27 protein-coding genes are annotated in these 26,250 nt (G+C 67.6%); 3 read left to right on the top strand and 24 right to left on the bottom strand.

Features of this window, described 5'->3' with window-relative positions:
• Nucleotides 1-16 precede the first annotated feature (16 nt).
• The 17 genes from bioD to FOB72_RS14115 form a co-directional block, all read right to left on the bottom strand.
• Nucleotides 17-790: a dethiobiotin synthase gene (gene bioD, locus FOB72_RS14035; RefSeq protein ID WP_150373109.1), complete on the bottom strand. Its 774-nt coding sequence runs from the start codon at nucleotides 788-790 to the stop codon at nucleotides 17-19.
• On the bottom strand, nucleotides 787-2,037 hold the full coding sequence (bioF, locus tag FOB72_RS14040; RefSeq protein WP_150373111.1) for an 8-amino-7-oxononanoate synthase: 1,251 nt from the start codon (nucleotides 2,035-2,037) through the stop codon (nucleotides 787-789). The genes bioD and bioF overlap by 4 nt, the downstream gene beginning before the upstream one ends.
• Nucleotides 2,027-3,457, bottom strand: a complete 1,431-nt coding sequence (bioA, locus tag FOB72_RS14045) for an adenosylmethionine--8-amino-7-oxononanoate transaminase (protein WP_223851343.1) — start codon at nucleotides 3,455-3,457, stop codon at nucleotides 2,027-2,029. Before bioA ends, bioF begins: the two co-directional genes overlap by 11 nt.
• Before the next feature lie 260 nt (nucleotides 3,458-3,717).
• Nucleotides 3,718-4,506, bottom strand: a complete 789-nt coding sequence (locus tag FOB72_RS14050; RefSeq protein WP_150373115.1) for an enoyl-CoA hydratase/isomerase family protein — start codon at nucleotides 4,504-4,506, stop codon at nucleotides 3,718-3,720.
• Between the two features lie 25 nt (nucleotides 4,507-4,531).
• Nucleotides 4,532-5,359, bottom strand: coding sequence for a dienelactone hydrolase family protein (locus FOB72_RS14055; RefSeq protein ID WP_411859835.1), 828 nt, complete (start codon nucleotides 5,357-5,359; stop codon nucleotides 4,532-4,534).
• A gap of 55 nt (nucleotides 5,360-5,414) precedes the next feature.
• The gene (locus tag FOB72_RS14060) at nucleotides 5,415-7,022 is read right to left on the bottom strand and encodes a carboxyl transferase domain-containing protein (RefSeq protein WP_150373116.1); all 1,608 of its coding nucleotides are present in this window, start codon (nucleotides 7,020-7,022) and stop codon (nucleotides 5,415-5,417) included.
• Nucleotides 7,023-7,068: 46 nt separating this feature from the next.
• Nucleotides 7,069-7,494 (bottom strand): YchJ family metal-binding protein, encoded by a 426-nt coding sequence (locus FOB72_RS14065; RefSeq protein WP_150373118.1) that lies wholly within the window; start codon nucleotides 7,492-7,494, stop codon nucleotides 7,069-7,071.
• Nucleotides 7,491-8,183, bottom strand: a complete 693-nt coding sequence (locus FOB72_RS14070) for an HAD family hydrolase (protein ID WP_150373120.1) — start codon at nucleotides 8,181-8,183, stop codon at nucleotides 7,491-7,493. Before FOB72_RS14070 ends, FOB72_RS14065 begins: the two co-directional genes overlap by 4 nt.
• Nucleotides 8,180-8,833: a 2-hydroxychromene-2-carboxylate isomerase gene (locus tag FOB72_RS14075; protein WP_150373122.1), complete on the bottom strand. Its 654-nt coding sequence runs from the start codon at nucleotides 8,831-8,833 to the stop codon at nucleotides 8,180-8,182. Before FOB72_RS14075 ends, FOB72_RS14070 begins: the two co-directional genes overlap by 4 nt.
• 57 nt (nucleotides 8,834-8,890) lie before the next feature.
• Nucleotides 8,891-10,021, bottom strand: coding sequence for an acyl-CoA dehydrogenase family protein (locus FOB72_RS14080; RefSeq protein ID WP_150373123.1), 1,131 nt, complete (start codon nucleotides 10,019-10,021; stop codon nucleotides 8,891-8,893).
• A 36-nt stretch (nucleotides 10,022-10,057) separates the two neighbouring features.
• Nucleotides 10,058-10,738, bottom strand: coding sequence for an SDR family oxidoreductase (locus FOB72_RS14085; protein ID WP_150373125.1), 681 nt, complete (start codon nucleotides 10,736-10,738; stop codon nucleotides 10,058-10,060).
• A 4-nt stretch (nucleotides 10,739-10,742) separates the two neighbouring features.
• Nucleotides 10,743-11,924 carry an acetyl-CoA C-acetyltransferase gene (locus FOB72_RS14090; protein ID WP_150373127.1) on the bottom strand — a complete coding sequence of 394 codons (1,182 nt, stop codon included), beginning with the start codon at nucleotides 11,922-11,924 and terminating at the stop codon, nucleotides 10,743-10,745.
• 31 nt (nucleotides 11,925-11,955) lie between these two features.
• Entirely contained in the window at nucleotides 11,956-12,627 is a 672-nt protein-coding gene (gene can / locus FOB72_RS14095) for a carbonate dehydratase (protein ID WP_150373129.1), read from the bottom strand.
• On the bottom strand, nucleotides 12,624-14,468 hold the full coding sequence (gene aceK, locus FOB72_RS14100) for a bifunctional isocitrate dehydrogenase kinase/phosphatase (protein WP_150373131.1): 1,845 nt from the start codon (nucleotides 14,466-14,468) through the stop codon (nucleotides 12,624-12,626). The genes can and aceK overlap by 4 nt, the downstream gene beginning before the upstream one ends.
• A 78-nt stretch (nucleotides 14,469-14,546) precedes the next feature.
• On the bottom strand, nucleotides 14,547-15,728 hold the full coding sequence (locus tag FOB72_RS14105; protein ID WP_150373133.1) for an isovaleryl-CoA dehydrogenase: 1,182 nt from the start codon (nucleotides 15,726-15,728) through the stop codon (nucleotides 14,547-14,549).
• 40 nt (nucleotides 15,729-15,768) lie between these two features.
• Entirely contained in the window at nucleotides 15,769-16,149 is a 381-nt protein-coding gene (locus FOB72_RS14110; protein ID WP_223851524.1) for a PaaI family thioesterase, read from the bottom strand.
• 212 nt (nucleotides 16,150-16,361) lie between these two features.
• The gene (locus FOB72_RS14115; protein WP_150373136.1) at nucleotides 16,362-16,775 is read right to left on the bottom strand and encodes a MerR family transcriptional regulator; all 414 of its coding nucleotides are present in this window, start codon (nucleotides 16,773-16,775) and stop codon (nucleotides 16,362-16,364) included.
• A 172-nt stretch (nucleotides 16,776-16,947) separates the two neighbouring features.
• On the opposite strand from FOB72_RS14115, the gene FOB72_RS14120 reads away from it, so the two are divergent.
• The gene (locus FOB72_RS14120; RefSeq protein WP_150373138.1) at nucleotides 16,948-18,024 is read left to right on the top strand and encodes an MBL fold metallo-hydrolase; all 1,077 of its coding nucleotides are present in this window, start codon (nucleotides 16,948-16,950) and stop codon (nucleotides 18,022-18,024) included.
• 6 nt (nucleotides 18,025-18,030) lie between these two features.
• On the opposite strand, the gene FOB72_RS14125 is transcribed toward FOB72_RS14120, so the two are convergent.
• From FOB72_RS14125 to argS, 5 genes are all read right to left on the bottom strand, one after another.
• Entirely contained in the window at nucleotides 18,031-18,876 is an 846-nt protein-coding gene (locus FOB72_RS14125) for a helical backbone metal receptor (RefSeq protein ID WP_150373140.1), read from the bottom strand.
• A gap of 8 nt (nucleotides 18,877-18,884) precedes the next feature.
• Complete coding sequence (locus FOB72_RS14130) at nucleotides 18,885-19,682, bottom strand: SDR family oxidoreductase (protein ID WP_150373142.1); 798 nt, start codon at nucleotides 19,680-19,682, stop codon at nucleotides 18,885-18,887.
• Nucleotides 19,683-19,782: 100 nt separating this feature from the next.
• Complete coding sequence (locus FOB72_RS14135) at nucleotides 19,783-20,421, bottom strand: thiol:disulfide interchange protein DsbA/DsbL (protein WP_150373143.1); 639 nt, start codon at nucleotides 20,419-20,421, stop codon at nucleotides 19,783-19,785.
• A 109-nt stretch (nucleotides 20,422-20,530) separates the two neighbouring features.
• Nucleotides 20,531-21,289 carry an SPOR domain-containing protein gene (locus tag FOB72_RS14140; RefSeq protein WP_150373145.1) on the bottom strand — a complete coding sequence of 253 codons (759 nt, stop codon included), beginning with the start codon at nucleotides 21,287-21,289 and terminating at the stop codon, nucleotides 20,531-20,533.
• A gap of 26 nt (nucleotides 21,290-21,315) precedes the next feature.
• Entirely contained in the window at nucleotides 21,316-23,121 is a 1,806-nt protein-coding gene (argS, locus tag FOB72_RS14145) for an arginine--tRNA ligase (protein WP_150373146.1), read from the bottom strand.
• A gap of 186 nt (nucleotides 23,122-23,307) precedes the next feature.
• Between argS and FOB72_RS14150 the strand changes: the two genes are divergently transcribed.
• The gene (locus tag FOB72_RS14150; protein WP_150373148.1) at nucleotides 23,308-23,622 is read left to right on the top strand and encodes a DUF1840 domain-containing protein; all 315 of its coding nucleotides are present in this window, start codon (nucleotides 23,308-23,310) and stop codon (nucleotides 23,620-23,622) included.
• Between the two features lie 292 nt (nucleotides 23,623-23,914).
• On the opposite strand, the gene FOB72_RS14155 is transcribed toward FOB72_RS14150, so the two are convergent.
• Both FOB72_RS14155 and FOB72_RS14160 read right to left on the bottom strand, forming a co-directional pair.
• Complete coding sequence (locus FOB72_RS14155) at nucleotides 23,915-24,343, bottom strand: YqjD family protein (protein WP_150373149.1); 429 nt, start codon at nucleotides 24,341-24,343, stop codon at nucleotides 23,915-23,917.
• Between the two features lie 81 nt (nucleotides 24,344-24,424).
• On the bottom strand, nucleotides 24,425-24,589 hold the full coding sequence (locus FOB72_RS14160) for a DUF1328 domain-containing protein (RefSeq protein ID WP_109582372.1): 165 nt from the start codon (nucleotides 24,587-24,589) through the stop codon (nucleotides 24,425-24,427).
• Nucleotides 24,590-24,851: 262 nt separating this feature from the next.
• Between FOB72_RS14160 and FOB72_RS14165 the strand changes: the two genes are divergently transcribed.
• Nucleotides 24,852-26,243, top strand: coding sequence for a CHASE3 domain-containing protein (locus FOB72_RS14165; RefSeq protein ID WP_150373151.1), 1,392 nt, complete (start codon nucleotides 24,852-24,854; stop codon nucleotides 26,241-26,243).
• Nucleotides 26,244-26,250: the final 7 nt, after the last annotated feature.

Raw genomic sequence — 26,250 nt, forward strand, 5'->3', positions numbered from 1 at the left:
TCGGTGGGGGGGACGGTCAGTCCCTGCGTTCCATATCCCGGATGGTCGCATAGAGCGGCCCGAGGTCAAGCTGGCTGGCGGCGATGGCCGGCGCCACCTGCCACGGCAGCTGGCCGAGAAGGGGCACGTCGAGCGCGTCGAGCATATCGACCAGCGTGACGATGTTCTCGTCGGGCAGCAGCATGTCCGGATCGATGCGATTGGCGATCCAGCCCGCGAGCCGGAGCCCGCGCGCGCGAATCGACTCGGCGGTCAGCATCGCGTGGCTCAGGCAGCCGAGGCGGACGCCGACCACCATCACGACGGGCAGGTCCAGCATGACCGCGAGGTCGGCCGTGTTCCAGCGCGTGGCGCCCACGTCGAGCGGCACCTGGAACCCGCCGACACCTTCGACGACGACGGCATCGGCACGGCGTTGCAGCGCGTGGAACGCATCGCGGATCGGTTCGCGCGTAATGCGCACGCCTTCCATGGCGGCGGCCAGATGCGGCGACACGGGCATGCGCATCAGGAACGGGCACATCTCTTCCTGCGGCGCGATGATCGAGCCGGCCGCGCGCAGCTGTTCGACGTCGTCGTTCTGCCAGCGCTCGTCCAGCCATTCGCCACCGCTCGCCACGGGCTTCATGCCCGTGGTGCTGTAGCCGCCGAGATGGAGCGCATGCAGCAGCGTCGCGCTCGCATGCGTCTTGCCGACGCCGGTGTCGGTACCGGTCACGAAGCACGCCACGCGCTCGGGACGCAATGCGGCATTGCGTGCGAGCGTGCGGTCGCCGGTGTGCTCGCTCATGCGGCCTCCTTGCAGTCGATCGGCGCCGCGCCCTCACCGGCTGCAACCTGTGCGGCGGCGCGCGCGAGTGCGTCGAGCAGACGGCGCACATCGGCCTCCGTATGCGAGGCCGACAGCGTGATGCGCAGGCGCGCGGTACCGGCCGCGACGGTCGGCGGACGAATGGCGCCCACGCGAATGCCTTCGGCCTCGAGCGCCACGGACAACGCCAGCGACAGCGCGTTGTCGCGCACGATCAGCGGCTGGATCGCGGTATCGCTGTCGCCGAGTTCCCAGCCCGCCTGCGCGGCCAGCGCGCCGAGCCCGTCGCGCAGTTGCGCGATCAGCCGCGCCAGATGCGCGCGGCGGGCGTGGCCTTCGTCGCCTTCGATCAGATCGAGGCTCGTCAGCAGCGCGTGCGCCACGGCCGGCGGCGCGGCCGTCGTATAGATATACGGACGCGCGGTATTGATCAGATGCTCGACGATCAGTTCGTGCGCGGCGACGAATGCGCCCGCCACGCCCGCGGCCTTGCCCAGCGTGCCGAGGTAGATCAGCCGCTCCGACACGAGGCCAAGATGCTCGAGCACGCCGCGGCCCTGCTCGCCGAGCACACCAAAGCCGTGCGCGTCGTCGAGGATCAGCCACGCGTCGTGCGCCTCGGCCAGCGCAAGCAGCGCGGACAGCGGCGCGATGTCGCCATCCATGCTGAACACGCTGTCGGTGACGATCAGCTTGAGCGCGCTCCGGCTCTCGGCCAGCTGCGTCGCGAGCGTGGCCACGTCGCCATGCGGGTAGCGCACGACGTCGGCCTTCGCGAGGCGCGCGCCGTCGATCAGCGACGCATGGTTCAGCGATTCGCAGAACAGCGTCGCGCCGGCGGCGCCGAGCGCGGTCAGCACCGCGAGGTTGGCCATGTAGCCCGTGCAGAAGTACAGCGCGCGCGCATTGGGAATGGACGGCGCCAGCCATTCGGCCAGCCGCGCTTCAAGCTGCGCATGCGCGATCGAATGTCCGCTCACGAGATGCGAGGCACCGCTGCCCGCGCCATAGCGGCGCGCGCCATCGGCCAGCGCATCGGCGAGCGCGGGGTGATCGGCCAGGCCCAGGTAGTCGTTGCTGCAGAACGTCAGCAGCGAGGCAGGAGGCTGGTCCAGCGGGCCCACCGACTGGTGCGGCGCGCACGCGGTATGGGCAATACGGCGGCGGCGCGTCAGGGCCTGCGCCTCGCGTTCGGCGGCCGCGCGTTTCAGATGATCAAGCAACACGGCGTACCTCCGGTTCTGGTTCGGTGACCTGCGCGGTCACCTCGTCGAGCGTCGCGAACAGTTGCTCGCCGAGCCAGCGCGCCTGCGCGGCATCGAAGACGTACGGCGGCATCACGTACAGCGTATGGCCGATCGGGCGGACCAGCACGCCACGCGCGAGCGCCGCGCGATGGAAGCGCACCGCGAAGTCGCTGCCCGCCGCGCCCGCGTCGATATCGGCGGCCCAGATCATGCCCTGCTGGCGCACGTTGCGCACGCGCGCGTCGGCGGCCATCGGCGCAAACGCTTCGGCCAGCCATTGCGCGCGCTCGCGGTTGCGGGCCAGCACGTCGTCCTGCTCGAACAGGTCGAGCGTGGCCAGCGCCGCGCGGCACGCGAGCGGGTTGCCCGTGTACGAATGCGAATGGAGAAAGCTGCGCGCGAGGTCGTCCGAAACGAACGCGCGCTGGATCTCGGGGCGCGACAGCACGAGCGACAGCGGCAGGTAGCCGCCGCTGATGCCCTTGGACAGGCACAGGAAATCGGGCCACGCACGCGCGGGCAGCCGCTCCTCGGTGGCGGCGTCGTTCGCCTGCGCGCCGCTCCGCGACTGCTCCCACGCGAAGAACGTACCGGTGCGGCCGCAACCGACCGCAATCTCGTCCGCGATCAGATGCACGCGATAGCGGTCGCACAGCGCGCGCGCGCCCTCGAGGTACGACGGGTCGTACATCGCCATGCCGGCCGCGCACTGCACGAGCGGCTCGACGATCAGCGCCGCGATCTGGCCGCCGCGCTCGCGCAGCAGCGCCTCGAGCTCGGCCAGCGCGCGGGCGGCCACGTCGGCGGCCGTCTCGCCGCGACGGGCCTGCCGGGCATCGGGCGACATCACCACGTGCGCGCGCCGCGTCAGCGCTTCGTACGCGTCGCGGAACACCTCGAGGTCCGTCACCGCGAGCGCGCCCACGGTCTCGCCGTGATAGCCGTCACGCAGGCACACGAACTCGCGCTTGGCCGAAAGGCCCGTATTGCGCCAGTAGTGGAAGCTCATCTTGAGCGCGATCTCCACCGCCGATGCGCCGTCGGATGCGTAGAACGCATGGCCGAGCGCGCCGCCGGTCAGCGCGGACAACCGCTCCGCAAGCGCCACGGCGGGCTCGTGCGTGCAGCCGGCCAGCATCACGTGTTCGAGCGTCTGCAGCTGATCGACGATCGCGGCGTTGATGGCCGGGTTGGCATGGCCGAACAGGTTGACCCACCACGAGCTGATGGCGTCGAAATAACGCTGGCCGTTGGCATCGATGAGCCACGGCCCTTCGCCGCGCGCGATGGCGAGCGGCGGGATATTGGCGTCGGGCCGCAGACGCGTGCACGGATGCCACACGGCACGCGCGCTACGGGCGGCAAGTCCGGCCGAATCCGGGGGGGACAGGTGTTCCAAGAGGACCCTCCTACTACGTTTGCCACCCGCAAACGCACCGGGCCAGACAGGGCTGGCCGGGGTCGAATGGGCGGGTGGATTGGGGAGCCTCATGGTAGGGATGTCAGCAGGGTCTTGGCAAACCGGATTCGGACGACGCGTTGCCGGCATGTTGCCGGACGTTGCGCGATGTTGCGGGCGGCGCAGGCATTCCGCCACCGCAACGGCGCGCTCCTGTCGGCATTACGTGCGGATATCGCCGCAAATCTTCATGCCGCACCTCAGGCGGGACGCCACGACGGCGTGCGTTTTTCGAGAAATGACCGCACCCCCTCGCGCCCTTCGTCCGACGCACGGATCTGCGCGATGCGGTCGGCCGTAAGCGCCAGCAGGCCGTCGTCGATCGGCGCGCCGGCAACGTCCTGCACCAGCCGCTTGCTCTCGCGCACGGCGTTGGGGCTGTTGGCCACCAGCGCCGCCGCGATCTCCGCGACCTTCGCGTCGAGCGCATCCGGCGCCGTCATGGCATGCACGAAGCCGAGCCGCAGCGCCTCGGCCGCGTCGAAGCGCTCGGCCGTGATGAAGTAGCGGCGCGAGGCCTGCTCGCCCATCGCGCGGATGACGTACGGGCTGATCGTCGCGGGCATGAGCCCCAGGCGCGCCTCCGACAGGCAGAACTGCACCGGCTGCGCGGCCACGACGATGTCGCAGGCCGCCACGAGCCCGACGCCGCCCGCGTAGGTATCGCCATGCACGCGCGCGATCACGGGCTTCGGGCAGGCCCAGATCGTGTGCAGCATCTGTGCGAGCGTCAGCGCGTCGGCGCGGTTCTCGTCGTCCGAGTAGCCGGCCATCTTCTTCATCCAGTTCAGATCCGCGCCCGCGCAGAAGGCCGGGCCATTACCGGCCAGCACGATGGCGCGCACGTCGGGCGTGTCGCCGAGCGCGCGGAAGGCCCCGGTGAGTTCCGCGATCACGGTCTCGTTGAAGGCATTGCGCACATCGGGCCGGTTCAGCGTGACCGTGGCCACGTGCGAGGCGACGGTGACGGCAAGCGTGGTGAAGTTCATGCTGGCTCCAGATGAAAGTAGGACGTCATTCGGCGGGCATGCCCACGCGGCGCAGAAACGCCTCCACGGGCGGCAGCCACACGCGAATGCCATTGCGGCTGCTGAACAGCCGGTGCGAATCGAATTCGAACTCGCCGACGTCGACGAACGTGGCGTCCGCGGCCGAGCCGCTCACGGTCGCCTTGTAGCTGTTGAACATCTTCTCCGGCAACGGCCACGGCCAGTAGCTGTCGTTGCTGCCGTAGATCCAGAGCGACGGATAGCGCGCGGTGCGGCCATAGTCGGCAAACGCATCGACGAGGTTGTCTTCCCAGCCGGCGCAGCTCTCGTTGCGCAGGCCGCCCGCGAAGTTGATCACGCCGCGCACGCCCGGATAGCCGATCGCATTGAACGCCATCGTCGAGAGGCCGCCGTGCGACTGGCCGATCATCACGATGCGCTCGGCGTCGACGTACGACTGCCGCGTCATGTAGTCGAGCGCGGCGACGAGGTCCTCCGCCTGCATCAGGCCGTTCGCCTGCACATTGCAGCCGCCGCCGATATACATGCCGCCCGAGCGCGAGAAGCCCTGCCGCATCGGCAGCGCGACCACGTAGCCCCGCTTGAGGAACTCGGCGCTCTGGGCGGTGAAACGCGCGCGGCCCTGGAAGGCGGGCTTGCCGGGTGCCTTGCCATGGCTGATCACGACGAGCGGAAACGGACCGTCGCCGGGGGGGCGGAAGATCGTGGTCTCCAGCTCCACGGTGAACAGCGTGCCGACCTTCGGCACCATCACCACCTGCTCGGTCACGCGCGGCGGCAATACGGCCGGCGAGGATTGTGCGTGCGCGGACGCAGCCATCCCCGGCACCATCATCGCCCACATCGTCAGCCACGCCAGCCCATGCCGCACAAAAGACATCGAATCCTTACATCCGGAAAACGCCAAACTTCATGTCGTCGATCGGCGCGTTGAGGCTTGCCGACAGGCCGAGGCCGAGCACCGTGCGCGTCTGCGCGGGATCGATCACGCCGTCGTCCCACAGCCGCGCGCTCGCATAGTACGGATGGCCCTGCACCTCGTACTGGTCGCGAATCGGCTGCTTGAACGCCTCTTCGTCGGCCGCGCTCCACTGGCCGCCGCGGCCCTCGATGCCGTCGCGCCGCACGGTGGCAAGCACGCTCGCGGCCTGCTCGCCGCCCATGACCGAGATGCGCGCGTTCGGCCACATCCACAGGAAGCGCGGCGAATACGCGCGCCCGCACATGCCGTAGTTGCCAGCCCCGAACGAGCCGCCGATGATCACCGTGAACTTCGGCACCTGCGCCGTGGCCACGGCGGTCACCATCTTCGCGCCGTTGCGCGCGATGCCTTCGTTCTCGTACTTGCGGCCGACCATGAAGCCCGTGATGTTCTGCAGGAACACGAGCGGAATCTTGCGCTGGCAGCACAGCTCGATGAAATGCGCGCCCTTGAGCGCGGACTCCGAGAACAGGATGCCGTTGTTCGCGATGATGCCTACGGGGTAGCCCCAGATGCGCGCGAATCCGCAGACCAGCGTGGTGCCGTAGCGCGCCTTGAACTCGTCGAACTCGGAATCGTCGACGATGCGCGCGATGACTTCGCGCACGTCGTACGGCTTGCGCGTGTCGGTCGGGATCACGCCATACAGCTCGTCCACCGGATAGCGCGGCGGCACGGGCTCGTGCAGGCGGATCTGGTCCGGCTTGCGGCGGTTCAGATGCTGCACGATATTGCGCGCGAGCGAGAGCGCATGGGCATCGTTCTGCGCGAAGTAGTCGGCCACGCCCGAGAGCCGCGTATGCACGTCCGCGCCGCCGAGGTCCTCCGCGCTGACCTCTTCGCCGGTGGCCGCCTTCACGAGCGGCGGACCACCGAGGAAGATCGTGCCCTGGTTCTTCACGATGATGGACTCGTCGCTCATCGCGGGCACGTAGGCGCCCCCCGCCGTGCAGGAGCCCATCACCACGGCGATCTGCGGAATGCCCTGCTTCGACAGGTTCGCCTGGTTGTAGAAGATGCGGCCGAAGTGGTCGCGGTCCGGAAACACGTCGTCCTGGTTCGGCAGATTCGCGCCGCCCGAATCGACGAGGTAGATGCACGGCAGATGGTTCTGCTCGGCGATCTCCTGCGCGCGCACGTGCTTCTTGACGGTCATCGGGTAATAAGTGCCGCCCTTCACCGTCGCATCGTTGCAGACGATCACGCACTCCTGGCCGGCCACGCGGCCGATGCCCGTGATGATGCCGGCGCCCGGCGCCGCATCGTCGTACATGCCGTACGCCGCCAGCTGCGAGAACTCGAGGAACGGCGTGCCCGGATCGAGCAGTTGCTGCACGCGATCGCGCGGCAGCAGCTTGCCGCGCGACAGGTGCTTCGCGCGCGCTTCCTCGCCGCCGCCCTGCGCGAGCCCGGCGATTTTCGTCTTCAGGTCGGCCACGAGCGCCTGCATGGCATCGGCGTTCGCCTTGAACGCTTCCGAACGCGCGTTGAGTTTGGTTTCCAGCGTGGGCATGCGTCGTCTTCCTGTCGTCTCTCGTTGCGTCTTGTCGATATGGTCTTCAGGCGGCCTCGCCCAGCATGTCGCCGTCGACGTACAGCCACCGCGCGGCCTCGCCCGGTTCGCGCGGCTCGAACACGAACCGGCTGCGCTCGTGCAGGCGCCACGCGCGCCCGCCGATCTTGTAGCGCGCGACGAACTCCACCGTCGCGTGCGTGTCGTCCTGCTGCGCGTGCGCCTTGACCGTGAGGCCGAGCCAGCGCGTGTCCGCGTCGGGCGACACATCGCGCGGGCATGTGCTCGCGTGCCAGGTCTGGCGCAGCCAGTCGGCCAGCCCCAGCACGTAGGCGCTATATCGCGAGCGCATCAGCGCCTCGGCCGTCGGCGGCGATGCCTCGCCGCGGTGAAAGCGGCCACAGCACCCGGCATAGCTCGCATGCCCGCAGGGGCACGGGTTCGCTCCGGATGCCTTCTGGCGCGTGGTCATGCGACCAGCTCCGGCAGCGCGCGCATGTCCGTGAACGTGGTCGAGGCGCCGGCTTCGCGCAGCATGCCCGCGTCGTTGCGCGCGGCATAGCCGAACACGGTCATGCCGGCGGCCACGCCGGCGGTGATGCCCGCCGGGCTGTCCTCGACGACCGCGCAGCGCGACGGATCGACGCCCATCGTGCGCGCCGCCAGCAGGTAGACGTCGGGCGCGGGCTTGCTGCGCTCGACTTCGGTCGATGAAAAGATATGCTCGCGGTCGTCCTGCTGGAACAGCTCCACGAGACCCGTGCGCGTCAGCTGCAGCTTGACCTTGACGCGGTCCGCGCCCGAGGCCACGCAGATCGGCATGCCCGTGGCGGCAATCGCGGTGATGGCATCGCGCACGTGCGGAATCGCCTCCACCTCGGCCTCGAGCATCGCGTTGCGGCGCGCGAGCCAGGTCGACAGCCAGTTATCGGGCAGCGGCGCGCCGCGCCGGCGTTCGATCTCGGGCAGTTCCTCGCGCACGGTGCGGCCGAGGAACCAGCGCACCGATTCCTCGAGCGTGATCGCGATGCCGAGCTCGTTGAGCATCTGGTTCAGCAGCCGATGCACGAGCGGCTCGCTATCGACGAGCACGCCGTCGCAATCGAAGATCACGCAGTCGAAGCGGGAGGCTTTCCGGTTGTCGTTGATACCTTCGGTCATGCGGGTTTCTTTTCCTTGTTGATGTCGGGAACGGCGCGCAGCTCGGTCTGGCGGCGGCTCTTGAGATGTTCCTCGATCTGGTCGAAGCGGTCGAAGCCCCAGAACGGCTCGCCATCGACGATCACGAACGGCGAACCGAACACGCCCTTGGCCATGGCCACATCGACCTCCGCCTTGAGCTGGTCCTTGATCTGGTAGCCGGTGGCGCCTTCGTTCACGGCCTGCCCGTCGAGGCCGAGCGACTCGGCGATGCGCGCGATCTCGGCCGGCTCGGCGATGTTCACGTCCTCGGCGAACAGCGCGCGATAGACGGCCTTGCCGAACGCCGTCGCGATATCGGCGCCATGATGATTCTGCAGCCACAGCATCGCGCGCGCGGGATGCTGCGTCGGCAGCGGAAAGTGCGAGGGGCGCTTGTAGTCGATGCCGTGGTACTGCGCCGTGCGCTCGAAATCGCGCCAGCAGTATTCGCCCTTGATCGGCACGCTCGTCAACGGCGCCGAGCCCGTGGTCTTGAACACCGCGCCCAGCAGGATCGGATGCCACGCGACATAGCGCCCGTACTTCTGCGCGATCTCGTCGATGCAGGTGCTCGCGAAATAGCCGTAAGGCGAGGAGAAGTCGAAGTAGAAATCGATCGGTGCGGTCATGGCTGGGGGGCTCCGTGGGTCAGGTGCATCGATGAGAGAGAAACCACCGCGCGACGCTCACGCGAGCGCGCGCGCAATCAAAATCTTCTGGATATCGCTGGTGCCCTCGTAGATCTGGCACACGCGCACATCCCGGTAGATCCGTTCCACCGGGAAATCGTTCACGTAGCCATAGCCGCCGAACACCTGGATGGCATCCGAGCATACCCCCTCGGCCATCTCGCTGGCGAACAATTTGGCCATCGCGGCTTCCTTGAGGCAGGGCCTGCCGGCATCGCGCAGCGCGGCCGCGTGCCAGACCATCTGCCGCGCCACGTCGATGCGCGTGGCCATATCCGCCAGGCGGAACTGCACGGCCTGATGCGCGAACAGCGGCTGGCCGAAGCTCTCGCGCTCCTTCGCGTAGGCCAGCGCGGCCTCGAACGCCGCGCGCGCCATGCCGACGCTCTGCGACGCGATGCCGATACGCCCGCCCTCGAGGCCGGAGAGCGCCATGCGGTAGCCTTCGCCCTCCTCGCCCAGCAGGTTCGCCGCCGGCACGCGGCAATCCTCGAACACGATCTGCGCGGTATCCGACGAATGCTGGCCCAGCTTGTCCTCGAGCCGCGCGACCACGTATCCGGGCGTCGAGGTCGGCACCACGAACGCGCTGATGCCGCGCTTGCCCGCCGCCTTGTCGGTGACCGCGAGCACGATCGCCACGTCCGCGTGCTTGCCGCTCGTGATGAACTGCTTGACGCCATTGATCACGTAATGGTCGCCATCGCGCGTTGCCGTCGTGCGCAGCGCCGACGCATCGGAACCGACATGCGGCTCCGTCAGGCAGAACGCGCCGAGCATCTCGCCGCGCGCGAGCGGGACCAGCCACTGCTGTTTCTGCGCCTCGTTCGCGAACGCCATCAGCATGCTGCACACGGGGCAGTTGTTCACGCTGATGACCGTCGAGGTGCCGCCGTCGCCGGCCGCGATCTCCTCGAGGATCAGCGCCAGCGACAGATAGTCGAGTCCCGCGCCGCCATAGCTTTCGGGCACGGCCACGCCGTACGCGCCGAGCGCGGCCAGTTCCTTGTGCACCGCGTGCGGGAACGTCTTGTCGCGATCCCACTGCGCGGCTTGCGGCGCGATGACCTCCTGCGCGAACTGCCGCACGGCGTCGCGGATCATTTCCTGTTCGGTGCTCAGCAGCATGTCGTGTCCCCTACCCCTGCCATGCGCCCGCGGGCGTCACCATGGCAATGCGGTGCCGTCATAGTTATGGAAGCTGCCGTGATGCTTGCGCGTGGCCGATGCGATCATCCGGCGCATGCCCGCGACGCTGTCGTGCGGCGTCACGTCGGCGTTGCCGCCGCCCATGTCGGTCTGTACCCAGCCCGGATGAAAGGCGAGGCAGGTCGCATGCCTGGCGTCGATCGACAACGCGCGCAGCACGGCATTGAGCGCGGCCTTGCTCACGCGATAGAGCCACGCGCTATTCGCCTCCATGCCGCCGATGCTGCCCATGCGCGACGACAGCACGGCGAGCACGCCGCCCTTGCCGCCGTGCCCGGTCTCCACGCTCGGCAGCACCATCGGCAGTGCCATCATCGCGCCGAGCACGTTGACATGCATCACGGCATCGAAGTCCTCCGGCGTGACCGGCTGCGCGCCCTGGGTGCGCGGGCTCATCACGCCGGCGTTGTAGATCGCCACGTCGAGCGATTCGCCATCGAGCTTCCAGCCGAGGCCCGCCACCGCGCCGGGATCGGTCACGTCGAGCTTGTGCGCTTCGGCGCCGAGTTCCTTCAGCGCGGCCACGTCTTCGTCGCGCCTGGCGGTGGCGATCACGCGCCAGCCGTCGCCGCGGTACTGCCGCACGAATTCGAGGCCGATGCCGCGCGAGGCGCCCACAACGAGTACGGTCGGCATGGCGTCAGACCATCTCGATGCCGACCGCGGTGGCTTCGCCGCCGCCGATGCACAGCGAGGCCACGCCGCGCTTGCCGCCGGTCTTGCGCAGCGCGCCGATCAGCGTCGTGAGAATGCGCGCGCCCGAGGCGCCGATCGGATGGCCCAGCGCGCACGCGCCGCCATGGATATTGACCTTCTCGCGCGGAATGCGGTGATCGTGCATCGCGGCCATCGGTACCACCGCGAATGCCTCGTTGATCTCGAACAGGTCCACGCTGTCGGTGGTCCAGTCGAGCTTGCGGTACAGCTTGGCGATCGCTTCCACCGGCGCGGTCGTAAACCAGCCCGGCGCCTGCGCGTGCGACGTATGGCCGAGCATGCGCGCGAGCGGCTGCAGCCCCAGCGCCCTGGCGGTGGACTCGCGCATCATCACGAGCGCGGCCGCGCCGTCGTTGATCGAGGACGACGACGCCGCGGTGATGGTGCCGTCCTTCGCGAACGCGGGCTTCAGCGACGGGATCTTCTCGGTCTTGATGCGGCGCGGACCTTCATCGCTGTCGATCGTGACGTCGCCGCCTTTCGCGGCCACGGTCACGGGCGCGATCTCCCACTTGAAGTCGCCGTTGGCGGCAGCCTGCTGGGCGCGCGTCACGGACTCGATCGCGAACTGGTCCTGCTGCGCGCGCGTGAATTCGTACTTGGCCGCGCAGTCCTCGCCGAACGTGCCCATCGCGCGGCCCTTGTCGTAGGCATCTTCCAGGCCGTCCAGCATCATGTGGTCGTAGATCATGCCGTGGCCGATGCGATACCCGCCCCGGCCTTTCGGAATCAGGTACGGCGCATTGGTCATGCTCTCCATGCCGCCGGCCACGGCGATGTCGAACGCGCCCGCGAGCAGGCCGTCGAACACCGTCATGGCCGCACGCATGCCGGACCCGCACATCTTGTTCACCGTGGTACAGGCCACGTCGAGCGGCAGTCCCGCGCCGAGCGCGGCCTGGCGCGCGGGCGCCTGGCCCTGGCCCGCCGGCAGCACGCAGCCGAACACCACTTCCTGCACCTGCTCCGGCCTGATGCCCGCGCGCTCCACCGCCGCGCGAATGGCGGCGGCGCCCAGCTGCGGCGCGGTCAGCGCGGACAGTTCGCCCTGAAACGCGCCCATCGGGGTGCGCGCGGCCGATACGATGACGATTGGGTCTTGCATGTCGTGTCTCCTGTTGTCTCAATGCCGCCGGTCAGGGAACGGCTACGTGCGGGGGATCGCCGTACTGGCGATAGACCGCCGAGATCTGTTCGTTCAGCTCGTCGTTGTTGCTGGCCGCCACGCCGAGGTCGCGCAGCAGGCCATCGGATACGCCGTAGACCCAGCCATGCACGGTCACGGCCTGGCCGCGGGCCCAGGCATCCTGCAGCACGGTGGTCTGGCACAGGTTGTTGACCTGTTCGATCACGTTGAGCTCGCAGAGGCGCGTATGCGCGTCTTCCTCGCGCAGCAGCGTGCCGAGGTAGGCATCGTGCTTGTCGGCCACGTCGCGCACATGGCGCAGCCAGTTGTCGGCCAGCCCGATCCGCTCGCGCTTGAGCGCGACCTTCACGCCGCCGCAGCCGTAGTGGCCGACCACGGTGATGTGGCGCACCTTCAGCACTTCTACCGCGAACTGGATCACCGACAGCGCGTTCAGGTCGCTATGCGAGATGACGTTGGCGATATTGCGGTGGACGAACACCTCGCCCGGGGCCAGCCCGAGAATCTGGTTGGCCGGTACGCGCGAATCGGAGCAGCCGATCCACAGGTACTCGGGCGCCTGCTGGTTGGCCAGACGCGTGAAGAACTGCGGGTCTTCCGCGTTGACGCGGTCCACCCAGTCACGGTTGTTGCGGAACAGCTGGGCAATCGCGTCACTCATGCCACTCTCCTTGGCTGCGGTTGCGAATGGGGCTGAGGCCGAGGCTCGGCTGGGCCAAAGCGCTGGCTGAATCGTTCTTGAGTCTGGTAGGCAAAAAAGTCATAAACGTGTCCGGCCAGAAGCCGGTCCTTGTAACCCTGCCACATGGCAGCGTCGAAAAAATCTGGATGATGCCGCAGAAATGCGTCGCGCACGCGCGTATCGCCAAGCAGGAACGTACGGAACGTCTCGGGAAACACGTCGCGCGGCCCTACGCTATACCACGGCTCGCCCGACATTTCCTCTTCCTCGTTGCGCGGCGCGGGCACGCGGCGGAAATTGCAGTCGGTCAGGTACTCCACTTCGTCGTAGTCGTAGAACACCACGCGCCCGTGGCGCGTGACGCCGAAGTTCTTGTACAGCATGTCGCCCGGAAAGATGTTGGCCGCCATCAGTTCCTTCACGGCATTGCCGTACTCGGCAATGCCGTGGTCCACCTGCGCGTCGTCGCCTTCCTGCAGCCACAGGTTCAGCGGCGTCATGCGGCGCTCGATATAGACGTGCCGCAGCACCACCTCGTCGCCGCCATCGCGCGCCCGCCGGTATTCGATCATCGACGGCACCTCGCGCTCCAGCTCGCGCAGCAGTGCCTCATCGAAGCGCGAGCGCGGAAACGCGACGTCCGAATACTCGAGCGTATCGGCCATGCGGCCCACACGGTCGTGCTGCTTGACCAACTGGTACTTGCTCCGGACGAGCGCGCGCGTGGTGTCCTTCGGCGCCGGGATGGTATCGCGAATCACCTTGAAGACATAGGGATACGAGGGCAGCGTGAACACGAGCATCACGAGCCCGCGAATGCCGGGCGCCACGACGAAGCGATCGGACGAATGCTGCAGATGATGCAGGAAGTCGCGGTAGAACAGGTTCTTGCCCTGCTTGTGCAAACCCAGCGCGGTATAGATCTCGCCGCGCGGCTTGCGCGGCATGAGGTCGCGCAGGAACGTCACATACGCGGACGGTATCTCCATATCGACCATGAAGTACGCGTGCGCGAACGAGAACAGGACCAGGATCTGCGAGGTGCGCAGCAGCACCGTGTCGAGCACGAGCCGGCCCGACGCGCCATGCACGATCGGAATCACGAGCGGATACGTGCGGTCGCCGTTGACCATCCGCCCGACGATAAACGCCGACTTGTTGCGGAAGAACAGCGACGACAGCGTGTGGACCTGGAAATTCGGCGCGATGCGGAACTCGCCATGGTGCGCCTCGATGGCGCGCAGCACGTAGCCGATATCGCGCGGCAGGTCCTCGAACGGCACGTCGAGCTGGAAGTTGTGGACGATGCGTTCGAAGCAGGCCGCCATGCCCGCGCGGGAGCCTGGGTAGTAGGCACGGTAAGTCGGCCGGAATGGGGACAACGCGGGCGATTCCTCGTTCTCGAGGTACTCGGTCGAGATCGCGGGCCGCACGAAGATGAAATCGTTGTTGAAGTACGAACGATGCAGGATGCGCGTGCAGACCGAATTGAAGAACGTCTCCGCGAGCTCGGGCTGATGGTGGCGCGTCAGCAGCCCGATATAGTGCAGCTTGACCTGCTGCCAGATCTCGTCGCCGATCGTCTCCGCATCGTATTCGTCGACCAGCGCGCGAATCGTCTCGCCGACGCGCGCGTGATAGAACGCGATGCGGTCGCGCTGCAGCCGCTGCAGCGCGTGCCAGTCGCCAGCCTCGAAGCGCGACTTCGCATCCTTCGCCACGTCGCGGAACAGCCGGTAATGACGGTCGAAACCGTCCAGCATCGTGCGGGCCACGTCGTAGGCAATCTGCGAGGAGAGCAGCTTGGGAAAATGCGACATGGCGACCGGATCGGGCGTGACGTGGCGTAACGTGGCGTGTGGGTGACAGCAGGCGAAATTGTAGTTCGCCTTTCGTATTTACATCGTTTCCGCGAACAATTCCCGGCCAATCAGCATGCGGCGGATCTCGGACGTGCCCGCGCCAATCTCGTACAGCTTGGCATCGCGCCACAGGCGGCCCGCGGGGTACTCGTTGATGTAACCGTTACCGCCGAGAATCTGCACCGTCTCGCCCGCCATCCACGTCGCCTTCTCGGCCGTGTACAGGATGACGGCCGCGCAGTCCTTGCGGACCTGGCGCACATGGCCGGTCCCCAGCGCGTCGAGGTTCTTGCCCACGGTGTACAGGTAGCTGCGCGCGGCCTGCAGCGTCGTGTACATGTCCGCGACCTTGCCCTGGATCAGCTGGAATTCGCCGATGCTCTGGCCGAACTGCTTGCGGTCGTGGATATACGGCGTAACCACGTCCATGCAGGCCTGCATGATGCCCACCGGGCCGCCCGACAGCACCGCGCGCTCGTAGTCGAGCCCGCTCATCAGCACCTTCGCGCCGCCATTCTCGGCGCCCAGCACGTTCTCCACCGGCACCTCGACGTCCTGGAACACGAGCTCGCCCGTATGGGAGCCGCGCATGCCGAGCTTGTCGAGCTTCTGCGCGACCGAGAAGCCCTTCATGCCCTTCTCGACGATAAAGGCCGTCATCCCGCGCGCGCCGAGGTCGGGCTCGGTCTTCGCGTAGACCACGAGCACGTCGCAGTCCGGTCCGTTGGTGATCCACATCTTGGTGCCGTTGAGCACGTAGCGGTCGCCGCGCAGATCCGCGCGCAGCTTCATGCTGACGACGTCCGACCCCGCGTTGGGCTCGCTCATCGCGAGCGCGCCGATCCACTCGCCGGAGACCAGCTTCGGCAGGTACTTCGCGCGCTGCGCCGGGGTGCCGTTACGATGAATCTGGTTCACGCAGAGATTCGAATGCGCGCCGTAGGAGAGGCCGACCGACGCCGACGCGCGGCTGATCTCTTCCATCGCGATCATATGGGCGAGGTAGCCCATATTGGCGCCGCCGTACTCCTCCGCCACGGTAATGCCGAGTACGCCGAGGTCGCCCATCTTCTTCCACGCGTCCATCGGAAACTGGTCCGTGCGGTCGATCTCGGCCGCGCGCGGCGCCAGCTCGGCCTGCGCCCAGTCGCGCACGGCGTGGCGCAGCATCTCGATATCCTCGCCGAGATCGAATCTCAGGCCTGGCAACTCGGTCATGTCGGTCTCCTGTGTTCTGCGTTCTGTCTTGCCATCGGTGTCAGACGTGGTCCAGCGTGCGGACCACGCACAGCGTCATCAGCATCGTGGCCACCTGCTTGCGGCGCCCCGCCTGCTCTGCAAATACGTCCCCCTGCGCGACCACGAGCGTGCGGCCCGGCTTGAGTACCCGCGCCACCGCCACGAGCCGTTCGCCCTGCGCGGGCGACAGCAGGTTGATCTTGTACTCGGCCGTCAGCCCGGCCTCGCCTTCGCCGACCACCGACAGCGCGGCGTAGCCGCACGCGGTATCGGCCAGCGCGCCAATCGCGCCGCCGTGGAAGAACCCGTGCTGCTGGGTCACCGCGTCGGACCACGGCATCGACAGTTCCACCTCGCCATGCACGACGCGCTCGATGCGTGCGCCGAGCGTCCGCATCATCCCCTGCCGCGCAAAGCTGGCCGCGATGGCGTCGGCGCGGCCCGGCGCGAGCGCCGCGCGCGAGGCACCGTTCAAGGCATCGTTCGGGCCATCGTTCGGGCCATCGATAGCGGGTGAGGCGGACATGGACGCTCCTTGGGGGCCGATCGGACTGGGGATATTCTATTTACGTTTACGTAAACGTCAACTAGTGCAGACGCGTATCGGATGGTTCATGCCGCGCTTTCCCGGCGCCCCGCGAGCAGTGTCCGGCACTGCCGCTCGTGCGCATCGATCTCGGCCAGCTGCGCCTGCAAGTCCTCCATCTGGCGCTCAAGCGTCTCCCGATGCTGCGCAAGGGCATGCAGAAAGCGCTCGAGCTGCGGCGCGGTGTCGCGCGGGGATTCGTAGAGATCGAGGATCTCCTTGATTTCATTGAGCGTGAGCCCCAGCCGCTTGCCGCGCAGCGTGAGCTTGAGCCGCGTGCGCTCGCGCCCGTTGTAGACGCGCTTGCGTCCGCCGGGCCCTTCGCGCTCGGGCGACAGCAGGCCCTGATCCTCGTAGAACCGGATCGCGCGCGGCGTCACGTCGAACTCGCGCGCGAGGTCGGTAATCGTATAAGTGGCGGAAGAGGACTGAGCCGGCATGAGCGATGAGGAAGAATGCTGCGAAAAAGAATGCTGCAAAAAAAGCGAACGATCGTGCGGGAAAGTTCGTTGTATGGTCAAGTTTTCGACTAAGATGGGCACACGGGCGCCCCGATTGACGTTAACGTTAGCGTCAACCGCATCGTCTGACAACGTCCCGCAGAGACTTCCCATGAACGCACTCGAACACCAGCTCCAATATCCCTTTGGCGACACGCTGCCCGAGCCGGGCACGCGGCAGGAAGTGGCCCCCGGCATCTACTGGCTGCGCATGCCGCTGCCGTTCGCGCTCGACCATATCAATCTGTGGCTCGTGCGGGACCGTCTCGATGGCCAGGAAGGCTGGACCATCATCGATTGCGGCATCACCAACGACGCGATCCAGGCGCACTGGGAGACGATCTTCGCGCACCACCTCGACGGCCTGCCGGTGCTCCGCGTGCTGGTCACGCACTGCCATCCAGACCACGTCGGCCTCGCGCACTGGCTGTGCAAGCGCTGGAACGTGCGGCTGTGGATGAGCCTGGGCGACTACATGACGGCGCGCGTCATGAACAGCGGCACCGGCGCGGGCTCCAACGCCGGCGGCGACTTCGCGGCGAGCCACTTCGAGCGCCACGGGCTGACCGATCCGGAAATGCTCGAGAAACTGCGCGCGCGCAAGAGCTACTACCCGTCGCTCGTGCCCGACCTGCCGGGACAATACCGGCGGCTCATGGATGGCGACACCGTAAAGCTGGGGAACGATGCCGCGCGCGCGGAATGGCGCGTGATCACGGGCTTCGGGCACGCACCGGAACATGTGGCGCTCTACAACGCCACAACCAACGTGCTGATCTCGGGCGACATGGTGCTGCCGCGCATTTCGACCAACGTGAGCGTGTTCGACATGGAGCCCGAGGCCAATCCGCTGCAGCTCTACCTCGATTCGCTCCGCAAGTACGAAGGCCTGCCCGAGGATGTGCTGATCCTGCCGTCGCACGGCCGGCCGTTCCGCAATCTGCATACGCGGCTGCGGCAACTGCACGAGCACCACGTCGATCGCCTCGCGGAAACGCTCGCCGCCTGCGCGGAGAAGCCGTGCAATGCGCACGACATCGTCGGCGTCATCTTCCACCGCCAGTTCGATATCCACCAGCTGACGTTCGCGATGGGCGAGGCGCTCGCGCACCTCCACGCGCTGTGGCATCGCGGCCAGCTCGTGCGCGAGGCTGGCGACGACGGCATCTTCCGCTTCCGCGCGGCGTAGGCCGGGCTAGAAGCCTTCGCGCGCGAGGCCGGCCAGATAGCGCATGCCGGCCACCGCGCGGCTGCCGTACCACGACAGCATCTCGCCATCGACGAGCAGCACGGGCAGCCCCAGCTGCCGTTCCAGCGCATCGGCATGCGTCTCGGTAAAGCGGTACGGCTCGGTCGAGAGCAGCACCGCATCGAGATCGCGCACGAGCGCGTCGCTCCACCGGAACGTCGGATAGCGCTCGCCCGCCGCGTTCGGACGGCTGCAATCGCCATCGACACAGACCTCCGGCGTCGCCGCCGGCCAGGTCTGCCAGTTCACGCGCGCGAGCATGCGGCTGATATAGGTGTCGCGCGACACCGTCATCCATGGGTCCTGCCAGATCGCGTAGAGCACGCGCCGCGCGGGCCAGGCCGCCTGCCCGAGCGCATCGAGTTCGGCTTCCAGCGCGGCGACGAGCGCCTCCGCCTGCGCCGCGCGTCCGAAGATCGCGCCGAGCAGCCGATACAACGGCATGTTGTCCTCGGGTGCGCACGGATGGGTCACGATCACATGCGGCACGAATGCGCGAATCGCCTCCACCGTGTCCCGGCGGTTCTCGTCGATATTGACGATGACGTGCGTGGGCGCGAGCGCGCGCAGCTTGTCCAGCTGCACGTCCTTGGTCCCGCCCACTTTCGGCACCGCGCGCACGTCCGGCTCGGGATGGACGCAGAATCCCGTGCGCGCGACGACCTGATTGCCAAGCCCGAGTGCGAACAACAGCTCGGTGATCGACGGCACCAGCGATGCAATGCGCGCCTCCGCGCCGGCCACCGCATGCACGTGGCCGAGTGCGTCGGTCCGATGCGCTCCGTCACTCATCTCCCCCCTCACTTCGGGTTCTCCTGCCTCGGCTTGCGCGGCGCGTTGGCGAACAGCCGGTCATAGAGCCAGCGCGGCATGACGTGCAGCACCGACGCGACCACCCCCATCTGCCACGGCAGCACGCGGTAGCGCTTGCCCGCGGCGATCACGCGCACGGCCTTCCGCGCGAAGCGGTCGGCATCCATCAGGAACGGCATGCGGTAAGGGTTATGCGCGGTCATCGGCGTGCGGATATAGCCGGGCGCGATCGTCACCACGCGGATCGCATGCGGTTTCTGTTCGAGCCGCAGCGACTCGCACAGCTTCACCACGGCCGCCTTGGATGCGCTGTACGCCCCGCCGCCCGCGAGACCGCGCACACCCGCCACGCTCGCAATGCCCACCAGCGTGCCGCGCAGGCCGCCGAGTCCCGGCGCGCGCGCCTGCATCGCGGGCAGAAACGGCTGGAACGTCGCGAGCGTGCCGTACCAGTTCGTGTCCATGACGGCGCGGGCGACCTCGAGGTCTTCGCGCGCCTCCGCGACCGTGCCGATGGAAATCCCCGCGCTGGCGATCACCACGTCGGGGCAGCCGAAGTGCGCCAGAAAGTCTTCGGCCGCGCGCGCCATCGCGCCGGCATCGCGCACATCGGCCGCATAGACGCGCACCGCATTGGGATTCGGCAGCGTCCCCGCGAAGTCGCGCAGCGCCGCCTCGTTGCGGCCGACGAGCCCGAGCACGGCGCCCTGTGCCGCGTACTCGCGCGCCAGCGCCTGCCCGATGCCGCTGGACGCCCCGGTGAGAAAAACTTTCAGAGGTCGCATCGTTTCACTGTAAGCGTTGAAGCTGCCCCAAGACAAGACGGCCCGGGGCACCTCTCGGTGCGCCGGGCCGTCATGGCAGTGCGGCGGGAAGGCCGTCGGATCAGAGCTTCTTGTCGCGCACGCCGGTCACGACGAAGTCCATCGCCTGGATGGCGGCACCCTTCGTGCCCGCGATCGACGGCGACGTCACGTACTTGCCCTGCACGACGATCGTCGGCACGCCGTCGATCTTGTAGGCGTCGGCGATCTTGTTCGCGCGCTGGGCGTTGGTCGTCACCGAGAACGAGTTGAAGGTATCGACCCACTGCTTGCGGTCGATGCCGTTCTTGGCCATGAAATCGGCGATCTCATCGGTGCTCAGCATGCGCTTGCGATCCTTGTGGATCGCGTCGAACACCTTGCCGTGCAGCGCTTCCAGCTTGCCCAGCGCTTCCAGCGTGTAGAAGATCTTGGTGTGGGCCAGCAGGTCCTCGCGGAAGGCCACGGGCACGCGCTTGAACACGACGTCCTTGCCCTGCTTGTGCACCCATGCCTCGAGCTCGGGCTCGAAGTCGTAGCAGTGCGGGCAGCCATACCAGAAGAACTCGGTCACTTCGATCTTGCCGGCCGGCACGGGCTGCGGCGCCTTCAGGACCTGGTAATCCTTGCCTTCGGTCGGCGCGGCCTGGGCGGCGGGCGCGGTCATCAGCAGACCGCTCACGGCGGCGATCGTGGCAAACAAGGCGGCGAATGTCTTCATGGCGGCGGTTCTGCGTGAGTACGCTCGGTAGGTACGTTCGGTTGGTACGGGGTTGGGTAACCTGCTTATGACCAGTCCGGCCGCTTCCGGTTCAACCGGAAGGCCGGTCTTACTGCTTGGTGAAACGAATCACGGACGCCTCGAAGCCGGCCGACTGCAGCCGGTCGCGCGCGCGGTTCATGTCCTCGATGCGGTTGAACGGTCCCAGTCGAACGCGGTACATCTTCACGCCGTTGACATCGCGGTCCGTCACCTTGGCCTCGAACCCCTGCATGGCCAGGTTGGCCTTCTGGCGATCGGCGTCGTCCTGCGAGCGGAACGCGCCCACCTGGAGCAGGTAGCCCACCTTGTTGGCGTCCGCCTGGGCAATCTCGGCGATCGGGTCGGCCACGGGCTTTTCCGCCGGGCGGGCGGCCTGCGGCGGCGTGACCGGGCGCGACGCGGCACCGCTGGTCCCCGCTTCCGGCGGACGCGTGACGGCCACCGGCGGCTGTGCGGGCACGGCCGGCGCGGCCGGATTGGCGGACGGCGCCGCGGGATTGGCCTCGGGCGGCTGGCCCACCGGCTTGGCCGGGGTCTTGCTCCACAGCGGCTTGTTCGGGTCCGACTGGTCGGCGCCCTGGGCGGGCTGCTGCGGCTGGGTCGGCGGCGGCAGCGCGCTCGCGACGTTGCCGGGCTCGCTCGGGCGCGGTGCCGCGGTGCCGCCATTCTTCTGCTGGAACGGCGCCGGCGACTTGGTGATGTACAGGGCGACCACAACGGCGATGGCCAGGCCGACGATCAGGCCGAGCACGAGGCCCAGAAACGTACCGCCATGTTGACTGTCACGACGGCGGGTGCCCTGGGCACGCTTGGCTTTCTGTTGCATGAAGTCCTCTTCGGTGATGCTCGCGATTATAGGGCCTGTTCGCGTTCCATCCGTTGCGGCGCGGAAACGCCGATCACGGCCAGGCCGTTGCGCAGGACCTGCCGGGTGGCGGCCAGCATGGCCAGGCGCGCGCGCTTGACGGCCTCGTCGTCCACGAGCACGCGGTCGGCGTTGTAGAACGCGTGGAAGTCGCCCGCGAGGTCGCGCAGGTAGAACGCCACCGCGTGCGGTGCCAGTTCGCCCGCGGCCGCGGCCAGCATGTCCGGGAACTCGGCCAGGCGGCGGCCCAGCGCGAGCGCCTGCGGGCTGACGTCGGCCGCGGTCACGGCGGTCAGGTCGGCGCCGGCCAGCTCGGGCAGGCGGGCCGCCCAGTCCGCGCCGCCCCATGCCTCGAAGATCGAGCAGATGCGCGCATGGGCGTACTGCACGTAATACACCGGGTTCTCGTCGTTCTGCTTCAGCGCGAGGTCCACGTCGAACACGAACTCGGTATCCGCCTTGCGCGACAGCAGGAAGAAGCGCACCGCGTCGCGGCCGCGCGTGAACAGCGCGGGCCAGTCGGCCACGCCGGCTTCCAGGCAGCCGCGGATGGTGCGGTCGCCGCCGTTGCTCCATTCGATCAGGTCGCGCACGGTCACGTACGAGCCGGCGCGCTTGGAGATCTTCACCTCCTCGCCGTTCTTCATCACGGTGACCATCTTGTGCAGCACGTAGTCGGGATAGCCCTGCGGAATCCCCATGTCCAGCCCCTGCAGGCCGGCGCGCACGCGGGCGATGGTGCCGTGGTGGTCGCTGCCCTGCACGTTGATGACCTTGTGGAAGCCGCGCTCCCACTTGGTCGTGTGATACGCGACGTCGGGCACGAAGTACGTGTACGTGCCGTCCGTCTTCTTCATCACGCGATCCTTGTCATCGCCGTCGTCGGTGGTGCGCAGCCACAGCGCGCCCTCGCTCTCGTAGGTCTTGCCCTTCGCGACGAGCGACTGCACCGCGTCCTCGACGCGGCCATCGCTATAGAGCGACGACTCGAGGTAATAGCGGTCGAACTTGACGCCGAAAGCCTGCAGGTCGATGTCCTGTTCGTTGCGCAGGTACGTGACCGCGAACTTGCGGATCGACTCGATATCCTCGACGTCGCCCGATGCCGTCACCGGCTCGCCGTCGGACGCGCTGACGGTCTTGCCCGCCAGGAAGTCCGCCGCGATATCGGCGATGTAGTCGCCGTTGTACGCGGACTCGGGCCAGTTGGCGTCGCCGGGCTTGAGGCCGCGCGCGCGCGCCTGCACCGAGGTCGCCAGCGTGTGGATCTGCACGCCCGCGTCGTTGTAGTAGAACTCGCGGTGCACGGCCCAGCCCTGCCAGCCCAGCAGGTTGGCCAGCGCGTCGCCGAGCGCGGCCTGGCGGCCATGGCCCACGTGCAGCGGGCCGGTCGGGTTGGCGGAGACGAATTCGACCAGCACCTGGCCGTGGGCACCCTCGGCCTTGGCGCCGAAACGGTCGCCCTCGGCCAGCACGGCGCGCAGCACCTCGGCGCGCGCCGCGGCGTTCAGCCGCAGGTTGATAAAGCCGGGGCCGGCGATCTCGAGCTTCTCCACGAGCGCCTGGGCGCGCGGGTCGGCCTCCACGGCGGCGACGATGCGCTGGGCCAGTTCGCGGGGGTTGCTCTTGAGCGCCCGCGCGACCTGCATGGCCACGTTGCAGGCCAGGTCGCCGTGGGCGGCGACCTTCGGCCGTTCGAACGTGACGGCGGGCAGGGCCGCATCGGCCGGGGCGAGCGACCGCACGGCATCCGTGAACGCGGCGGCAAGAATGGAGGTCTGAACAGGCAGCATGGTGGTCGGGCCCTGGGTCCCGCGGCAGCATCGTCAAGTGAACGGCGCGCCGCGCGACATGTATGAATTCGGATAAACGCCGAATTTTATCAGGTGCTATGCTGACATCATGCGGTTGCTTATGCGTGCATCCTCAAGGACACCATGGGACTCCATGGTTTCCGTGACTCGAAGAAAGGACACATCATGCTGATCACCTTCAAATCCCACGCGGCGCAGGACCTGATCATGATGAAGGACCTCGCCATCACGCTGCTTGGCATCATCGGCAAGCACCTGGGTGAGCGTGGGGTGATCACGACCGAAGAATTGCCGCGCGCCATCCAGAAGCTGGAAGCCGCGGTATCGGACGCGAAGAAGACCCACCCCGCGAACTCGTCCGTTGCCGAGGACGACGAACACGAAGAAGAGCCGCTGCACCTCGGTCAGCGCGCCTATCCGTTCCTCGACATGCTGCGCCTCTCGCAGAAGGAAGGGGCCGACGTGCTCTGGGGCGTGTAAACCCGGCCCGGCATCTCCTCCCACCGCGGCCCGCCGGGCCGCCGCCCCTCGCTCCCGGCCGCGCGCGGCGGCCGCGGGCGCTCGCCTCCGCGCCGAACTGAAAGCCCGCCGTAAGTTTCCCGCCGCCGTTCTTCCAACCCGCAACGCCCCAAAAAAAGCGCCCGGACGCACCGTGGAGGTGGCCGGGCCGCCGGATCAGGGATATATCCGGAAAGGGGGGGTGCTGCAGGGGTAAAACGGAAATCGGGATGGCGGTTACCCGCCCATCGGTTTCGTGTCAGTCGGGTGCGGGTCAGTCGCTACGGCGACCCGCGAGCAGCAGACCGATGAACGCACCGGCCAGCGCCGCGATCCCCACCGCCTTGAGCGGGGATTCCACGACGCGCTGCCGGCCGGTGTCCACGGCCGCATCGACGTGATCGCGCGCCCAGTGCACGCCATCGTAGGTTTGCGCCCGCACGCGGTCGGCAAGCTTGTGCGCGCGTTCGCGCAGACGTTCGCCGGCCTGCATGCTTTCGGCCGAGCCTTCGTGCGCGAGCACCTCGATCGTTTGCTGCAACTGCGAGATCAGCGCGCGCACTTCGTCAGACACCGGTGCCGCGGCATCGCGGGCGGCATCGCGCGTGTCGCGCGCCGAGTGCTTGATCTGGCGGACAGTGTTCTGCGCACTGTCGGCAAGGTGATTCATTTCCTTCCGGACCTTCGGATTCTGCGTAAGCATGTTCAACTCCTTCTTCACGGATTGGGCGCCTTCAAAACACGATGACCGCCCGGGGGCGGCCATCGTGCCGCTGCGCTTCAACTACCGGCGTCGCACCAGGCCCATCACGAAGGTGACGAGCGCCACGACCAGGAAGATGAAGAACAGGATCTTGGCGATTTCCACGGCGCCGGCGGCGATACCGCCGAAGCCGAAGATCGCCGCGATCAGGGCGACAATGAAAAAGACGAGTGCGTAGTGCAGCATGGCCGGTCTCCCGAGGTTAGCGAAGTGCACCGGCTTTCGGCGCCTTCTGCTTGCGCCACGGTGCGCAAGCTCATAGGCTCATCGTAGGGGCCGGTTCCTCCACCAAAAACCGAAACGGCGCCGATTCACATGTCAGCCGAGTCCTACATCGCGCCACGCTGCGCGCTGGATGCGGCCAAATGGGGCGGCCGGTACGATTGACCCCGCGCGCATGATGTGATCCCATGGCCGCGCAAATCTTCTGTCTCCCAGGCCCAACGACATGGTCAAGCACTCCTTACTTCTCAGAAACACGCTGCTGCTGGCCGGCGGCATCGTGCTGACGCTGGCCGTCCTCATCGCCTCGGAAACCGGCAACCTCAGGCTGCGCGAGGGCTATACGCAGGCCGTGCGCTCGCAGCAGCTGCAGAGCGACCTCGGCGCGCTCGTGGGCGAACTGGTCAATGCGGAAGCCGGCCAGCGCGGCTTTCTGCTGACCGGCAAGGAAAGCTACCTCGACCCCTACTACAAGGCGCTACCGCGCATCACGACCCTCATGGGTCAGATCCGCCAGCACTACGCCGACGATCCCGAGGGCCTGCGCCTGTTCGCCGAGACCTCGCAGTTCGTCACGCGCAAGGTCAACGAGATGGCGCTGACGCTCGTCTACGGCAAGCGCGACGTTGACGTGGCGCTCGACCTCATCCGCACCGACTACGGCAAGCAGACCATGGAGAACGCGCGGCGCGGGCTCGAACATCTGCAGGCGCGCGAGTCCGGTACCGTCACGCACAACCTCGAGGCGGCCGAGCACGACCTGCAGCTTTCACGCTATGGCATCGGCCTGCTGACCACGATCAACATCCTCCTGCTCGTCGCGGTGGGACTCGGCCACTCGCGCCGCATGACGATGGCGGAAGCCGCGCGCGTGCAGCTGGAAGAAGAAAGCGCGCGGCTGGACCGAAAGGTACGCGCGCGCACGCGGCAGCTCTCCGCCCTGGCCGCCCACTTGCAGCGCGTGACCGAGGACGAGAAGACGCGCCTGGCGCGCGAGCTGCACGACGAGCTCGGCGCGATTCTCACCGCCATCAAGCTCGATCTGCACTGGGTACGGCTGCGTGTGCAGGAGACCCATCCCGAAGCGCGCGACAAGATCACGCGCGTGATGCTCCACGTGGACCAGAGTATCCAGATCAAGCGCCGGCTCATCGAGGACCTGCGCCCCACGGTGCTGCTCAACCTCGGGCTGCGCGAGGCGATCGTGCAGACCGTCGAGGACGTCGGCACGCGCAACGAGTGGGAGACCACGGTCGATCTTCCGGAAACGGTGCCGCCGCTGCGCGACAGTGCCGCCATCGCGCTCTACCGTATCGTGCAGGAGTCGCTCAACAATGCGAGCAAGTACGCCGAGGCCCATCACGTGTCCGTCAGCCTCGCCTGCACACCGCAGGAACTCACGCTCGTGGTGCGCGACGACGGCGTCGGCCTGCCGCCCGATTTCGATGCGGGCAGCACGGCGGGCCATCATGGACTGCTGGGCATGGAACAGCGCGTGACCGCGCTCGGCGGCACGATGCATATCGACTCCGCGCCAGGCAAGGGCGTGACGGTACGCGTGGTGGTGCCGCTGACGACGACGGTACTCGCGCCGCCGGAAGAGGAAGTCGAAGCCTGAGGTTCAA

Source organism: Cupriavidus pauculus, from assembly GCF_008693385.1.
Lineage (GTDB): Bacteria > Pseudomonadota > Gammaproteobacteria > Burkholderiales > Burkholderiaceae > Cupriavidus > Cupriavidus pauculus_D.

Bases quoted from the DNA above. Each gene is read 5' to 3' on its own strand.
- FOB72_RS14065 (WP_150373118.1), bottom strand. From the start codon at position 7,494: ATGACCACGCGCCAGAAGGCATCCGGAGCGAACCCGTGCCCCTGCGGG.
- FOB72_RS14115 (WP_150373136.1), bottom strand. From the start codon at position 16,775: ATGCCGGCTCAGTCCTCTTCCGCCACTTATACGATTACCGACCTCGCG.
- FOB72_RS14055 (WP_411859835.1), bottom strand. From the start codon at position 5,359: ATGGTGCCGGGGATGGCTGCGTCCGCGCACGCACAATCCTCGCCGGCC.
- aceK (WP_150373131.1), bottom strand. From the start codon at position 14,468: ATGTCGCATTTTCCCAAGCTGCTCTCCTCGCAGATTGCCTACGACGTG.
- FOB72_RS14075 (WP_150373122.1), bottom strand. From the start codon at position 8,833: ATGACCGCACCGATCGATTTCTACTTCGACTTCTCCTCGCCTTACGGC.
- FOB72_RS14105 (WP_150373133.1), bottom strand. From the start codon at position 15,728: ATGACCGAGTTGCCAGGCCTGAGATTCGATCTCGGCGAGGATATCGAG.
- FOB72_RS14085 (WP_150373125.1), bottom strand. From the start codon at position 10,738: ATGCCGACCGTACTCGTTGTGGGCGCCTCGCGCGGCATCGGCCTCGAA.
- FOB72_RS14150 (WP_150373148.1), top strand. From the start codon at position 23,308: ATGCTGATCACCTTCAAATCCCACGCGGCGCAGGACCTGATCATGATG.
- FOB72_RS14080 (WP_150373123.1), bottom strand. From the start codon at position 10,021: ATGCTGCTGAGCACCGAACAGGAAATGATCCGCGACGCCGTGCGGCAG.
- FOB72_RS14110 (WP_223851524.1), bottom strand. From the start codon at position 16,149: ATGATGCGGACGCTCGGCGCACGCATCGAGCGCGTCGTGCATGGCGAG.
- FOB72_RS14120 (WP_150373138.1), top strand. From the start codon at position 16,948: ATGAACGCACTCGAACACCAGCTCCAATATCCCTTTGGCGACACGCTG.
- FOB72_RS14130 (WP_150373142.1), bottom strand. From the start codon at position 19,682: ATGCGACCTCTGAAAGTTTTTCTCACCGGGGCGTCCAGCGGCATCGGG.
- FOB72_RS14125 (WP_150373140.1), bottom strand. From the start codon at position 18,876: ATGAGTGACGGAGCGCATCGGACCGACGCACTCGGCCACGTGCATGCG.
- FOB72_RS14155 (WP_150373149.1), bottom strand. From the start codon at position 24,343: ATGCTTACGCAGAATCCGAAGGTCCGGAAGGAAATGAATCACCTTGCC.
- FOB72_RS14090 (WP_150373127.1), bottom strand. From the start codon at position 11,924: ATGCAAGACCCAATCGTCATCGTATCGGCCGCGCGCACCCCGATGGGC.
- can (WP_150373129.1), bottom strand. From the start codon at position 12,627: ATGAGTGACGCGATTGCCCAGCTGTTCCGCAACAACCGTGACTGGGTG.
- FOB72_RS14165 (WP_150373151.1), top strand. From the start codon at position 24,852: ATGGTCAAGCACTCCTTACTTCTCAGAAACACGCTGCTGCTGGCCGGC.
- FOB72_RS14135 (WP_150373143.1), bottom strand. From the start codon at position 20,421: ATGAAGACATTCGCCGCCTTGTTTGCCACGATCGCCGCCGTGAGCGGT.
- FOB72_RS14140 (WP_150373145.1), bottom strand. From the start codon at position 21,289: ATGCAACAGAAAGCCAAGCGTGCCCAGGGCACCCGCCGTCGTGACAGT.
- argS (WP_150373146.1), bottom strand. From the start codon at position 23,121: ATGCTGCCTGTTCAGACCTCCATTCTTGCCGCCGCGTTCACGGATGCC.
- bioD (WP_150373109.1), bottom strand. From the start codon at position 790: ATGAGCGAGCACACCGGCGACCGCACGCTCGCACGCAATGCCGCATTG.
- FOB72_RS14050 (WP_150373115.1), bottom strand. From the start codon at position 4,506: ATGAACTTCACCACGCTTGCCGTCACCGTCGCCTCGCACGTGGCCACG.
- FOB72_RS14070 (WP_150373120.1), bottom strand. From the start codon at position 8,183: ATGACCGAAGGTATCAACGACAACCGGAAAGCCTCCCGCTTCGACTGC.
- FOB72_RS14160 (WP_109582372.1), bottom strand. From the start codon at position 24,589: ATGCTGCACTACGCACTCGTCTTTTTCATTGTCGCCCTGATCGCGGCG.
- FOB72_RS14060 (WP_150373116.1), bottom strand. From the start codon at position 7,022: ATGCCCACGCTGGAAACCAAACTCAACGCGCGTTCGGAAGCGTTCAAG.